Consider the following 3576-nt stretch of genomic DNA (forward strand, 5'->3'; position numbering starts at 1 on the left):
TCTGGTGATCCAGAATTAAATTCCTTCGCGCCCCTTATGTCGCGCAAATCCTGAACCCACATTCTCCAAGTAAGTCGCTGATTTCGCTGTCGTAATCGTGATATTTCGCATATAAATCATGGCGTTGACGGCTGCGAGGGGCGCGTTTCATGGATCACCTGGAGGGTGCGGGCTTGGCGCGGGGAGATCGGGTTGATTTCGACCGCCGTGTGCGTCTGGAGTTCCGTGGTGCGCAGATCAGTTCAGACGGTGGCCTGCTGGTGATGCGCGAGCTTGATGACGTGCTCGGCCTGTCCAATCTGGCGTCGGAGGCGCTGCGAGACAGCCGCACCGGGAAGAACACGCTTCATCGGCTTGACGGATTGTTCCGGCAATCGGTTTTCGGACGACTGGCCGGATACGAGGATGTGAACGATGCCGACCGCTTGGCCCTCGATCCCGTGATGCGTCAGGTCGTTGGCGGCAGGGCCGTCGAGGCGCAGGCTGCTTCGGCATCGCAGATGGGACGGTTCGAGACCGAGACGCTGGCTTTGCCTGAGAACCGGGCGGCGCTGGCCGATCTGAACGGCCAATGGATCGACCGGTTTCATGACCGCAACGGGTTGAAATACATCGTGCTGGACATGGACAGCTCGGTCAGCCCCACTCACGGTGATCAGGAAGGTGCTGCCTGGAACGGGCATTTCGACTGCACCTGCTATCACCCCATCTTCTTGTTCAACCAGTTTGGCATGCTGGAGCGCTGCGCCCTGCGTAACGGCAATGTCCACAGCGCCGATGGCTGGCGGGATGTCCTTGATCCCGTCATTGCCCGATATGCTGGCCGCGACCTTGGTGGACGCTTCTTCCGGGCCGACGCTGCCTACGCGATCCCCGCGATCTATATGCGGCTGGAAGAAGCCAGGTTCTTCTACGCCATCCGTCTGCCCGCCAACGCCGTCTTGCGCGAGAAGATCGCGCATCGGCTGACACGGCCCGTGGGACGGCCTTCGCTGACCAAGGTCAAACGGTTCTTCGAGGACTTCGAGTATCAGGCGGCGTCCTGGGACAAGCCGCGCCGCGTCATCGCCAAGATCGAATGGCATCCGGGCGAGCTGTTCCCCAAAGTCGGCTTCATCCTCACCAACCTGCCGATGGAGCCAGACTGGGTGGTGAGGTTCTACAACCAGCGCGGCACCGCAGAGCAGCACATCAAGGAAGGCAAATATGCCTTTCGCTGGACGCGGCTGTCATGCCGGAAGTTCCGCGACAACGAGGTGCGGCTGCAACTGCACGCGCTGGCCTACAACCTGGCAACCTTCCTGCGCTGCATCGAACTGCCCGAGGCCATGGCGGACTGGTCGTTGACCAGCCTTCAACTCAAGCTGATCAAGATCGGCGCCCGCGTCGTCCGCCACGCCCGCGCCATTACCTTCCAGTTGGCCGAGGTCGCCGTCACCGGCCCGATGGTCCGGGCCGTCCTTGCCGCCATCCGCCGTCTTCGAACGCCTCCGTCATGCGCATGACCACGATCCATGCCCAAGCTGAACGAAAGCGGCAGGACAGGTCCGTCTGCCGCGCGGAGAAGCGGCTCTGCCGGGCCAGAATGCTGCGGGTTCGAGGCTTGATCCACCCGACTTCGGCCGTTTGCGCGACGACAGACACCGCTCGGGGCGAAAAACGCTTGCCCAGCGAGCAAAATCAGGCGATCTTGAAGTCAAGCGGCAGGCCACTTGGGGAATGTCGGTTTGTTGGGGATCGGCCTTGAACACGATCGTAATGCGATGACCACGCCCTCCGTGACGGACCAGCCATCCGTCGAGGGGGGCAGCAAGCCTCATGCCCGAACCTGGGTTTGCTGCTATTTCGGCAAGAAGGGCGTCAATCTCATCGAGACGACGCGATGCCGCCGCGACGTCGCCTTGCGTCGACTCAACGATGTGATCGACAAGCTCGAGCAGGTCGCGCTTGACCAAAGGGTGGCGGATTAGGCGCATTAGTTGCCTTCAACGTGACCCGCCCTCGCGCTCTGCGCCAGATGCGCGCGAGCGTCCGCGGTCAAGCTGTTTTCTGCGCTTATGGGTTCCCAGGCCTCTAGCGGTAACGTGAGACGCCGCTGCACCTCGACTTCGAACAGAACCCGTTCCCTTTCCCGTGCCGCCCGAGCACGCGCCATTTCTCCAGAAACGGCAGCGCTGATGTTGGGGTATTCACCGCTCTCGACAAGTTCGCGCGCGAACGCAAAGGCTGTGTCGCTAAAGCTTACACTCTGCTTGTGGACGCCCATCAAGATCTCCTGGCTGGTGGTATACTGGAGCACCATAGCTGATCCTCGTCTTGGACTCAATGTGGATACAGTCCGACTAGGCAAACGGGTCCAATCTTGCATTTGATGCACGAAAGAAGATGACTGCACGCAATTCTACCTTATATGGTATAGAAAATCAGCGAGAGCCCTATATGTTCGATTCAATTGGTCAGCTCGAAATCTTCCCGAGGACGCTTGACCTGCGTCGGATCGACGTGGCCCGCAACATGCGGCGGTATTATCGTTTGAGTGTTCAGCGCGATTTGTTCGGGCGGGCTTGTCTCATACGGGAATGGGGAAGAATTGGTGCGCGCGGCCAATCATTGATTGAGCGCCATGACGACGAGGGCAAGGCGATTACTTCGCTAATGCGACTTGCTGCACAGAAGCAGCGACGGGGCTATCAGCGATAGGGCTTCGTCGGGTCAGAGAGCTCGTCTGTTCGATGCTTACCAAGCGCAACTGAATCCGACGCTATGTCGGATTTTCAGAGCTGGTCCATGAGCGATAGAACGGACTTCTATAACTCACCGACGGACCTTGCGATAAAACGGAAGTTTGAGGACTCGATTTCGGTGGATGTCTTATCCTGCCAGCCAACTCTGCTTCGACCTGTTAGCTTACGCCAAAGCATCGTACTTTTGGGGCTGAGCCTTACGATCCGTACTTGCGGGTCGACCATTACTCAAAGCGCATCGCCGGGCTTCTTATTGACGGCGAGGGTTCACTTTCCTGCGAACCGAGTCGTCCTTTCTCGGCAACCCGGTTGTGGCATCGAACCTCGCAGCACGTTTTAGCCCAAACCATTTCCATCATGCTCTTTTGATCGCTGGTGGCGTCTCGACTTTGCAACCATTCGCAGGGCAGTTCCCTTTCGGTCTGTCCCGGCAGCCCGCCTCAATCATCGCGCTGACCCTCATCGACAGAACGGTCGCTTAATTTTGGCACGCAGTTGTTGACATGGCCCCTCCCTCTTTCCGGGTTTTCTTTCTCCCTGGGCCTGACACTGCCATTTGCTCGTTTGAGCGGTTCTGCCCTGCCGCTTCCCGTGATCCCGGCTCAGGCACCTCCCTTCGACGGACAATCCCCTAAGCCTGTTCGGCCTCTGGCTCGCAACCCCGCTCAGGTCCGGGCCGTGTTGGTCGCGTGCCGCTCCCTGCCCGCACCACCCCGGCCCCTCGGGGGTTTCCGGTGACCCAAGTGCCACCGTGCAAGCCTCAACCGACAGGCTTCATTCGGGTCTTGTCGAAGGGATGGTCCCTTCAGCCAGATACAGGAGCTTCACATGC

General features: G+C 59.5%; 4 protein-coding genes. 3 read left to right on the forward strand and 1 reads right to left on the reverse strand.

From position 1 onward, the window contains the following. Positions 1–149 precede the first annotated feature (149 nt). A complete protein-coding gene (locus V7060_RS18455; RefSeq protein WP_334180662.1) occupies positions 150–1505 on the forward strand; it encodes an IS1380-like element ISPme1 family transposase in 1356 nt (451 codons plus the stop codon). A 258-nt stretch (positions 1506–1763) separates the two neighbouring features. Further along, positions 1764–1970 (forward strand): hypothetical protein, encoded by a 207-nt coding sequence (locus tag V7060_RS18460; RefSeq protein WP_334180663.1) that lies wholly within the window; start codon positions 1764–1766, stop codon positions 1968–1970. A 5-nt stretch (positions 1971–1975) separates the two neighbouring features. Here V7060_RS18460 and V7060_RS18465 read toward each other — a convergent pair whose 3' ends face one another. Further along, positions 1976–2302: a hypothetical protein gene (locus V7060_RS18465; protein WP_334180664.1), complete on the reverse strand. Its 327-nt coding sequence runs from the start codon at positions 2300–2302 to the stop codon at positions 1976–1978. A gap of 83 nt (positions 2303–2385) precedes the next feature. Here V7060_RS18465 and V7060_RS18470 point away from each other — a divergent pair, with 83 nt between their 5' ends. Next, positions 2386–2700, forward strand: coding sequence for a WGR domain-containing protein (locus V7060_RS18470; protein ID WP_334180665.1), 315 nt, complete (start codon positions 2386–2388; stop codon positions 2698–2700). Positions 2701–3576 lie beyond the last annotated feature (876 nt).

This window comes from Pseudoxanthomonas sp., from assembly GCF_036845285.1.
GTDB lineage: Bacteria > Pseudomonadota > Gammaproteobacteria > Xanthomonadales > Xanthomonadaceae > Pseudoxanthomonas_A.

Coding starts and splice junctions, on each gene's coding strand:
- V7060_RS18470 (WP_334180665.1), top strand. CDS start 2,386: ATGACTGCACGCAATTCTACCTTATATGGTATAGAAAATCAGCGAGAG.
- V7060_RS18460 (WP_334180663.1), top strand. CDS start 1,764: ATGACCACGCCCTCCGTGACGGACCAGCCATCCGTCGAGGGGGGCAGC.
- V7060_RS18465 (WP_334180664.1), bottom strand. CDS start 2,302: ATGGTGCTCCAGTATACCACCAGCCAGGAGATCTTGATGGGCGTCCAC.
- V7060_RS18455 (WP_334180662.1), top strand. CDS start 150: ATGGATCACCTGGAGGGTGCGGGCTTGGCGCGGGGAGATCGGGTTGAT.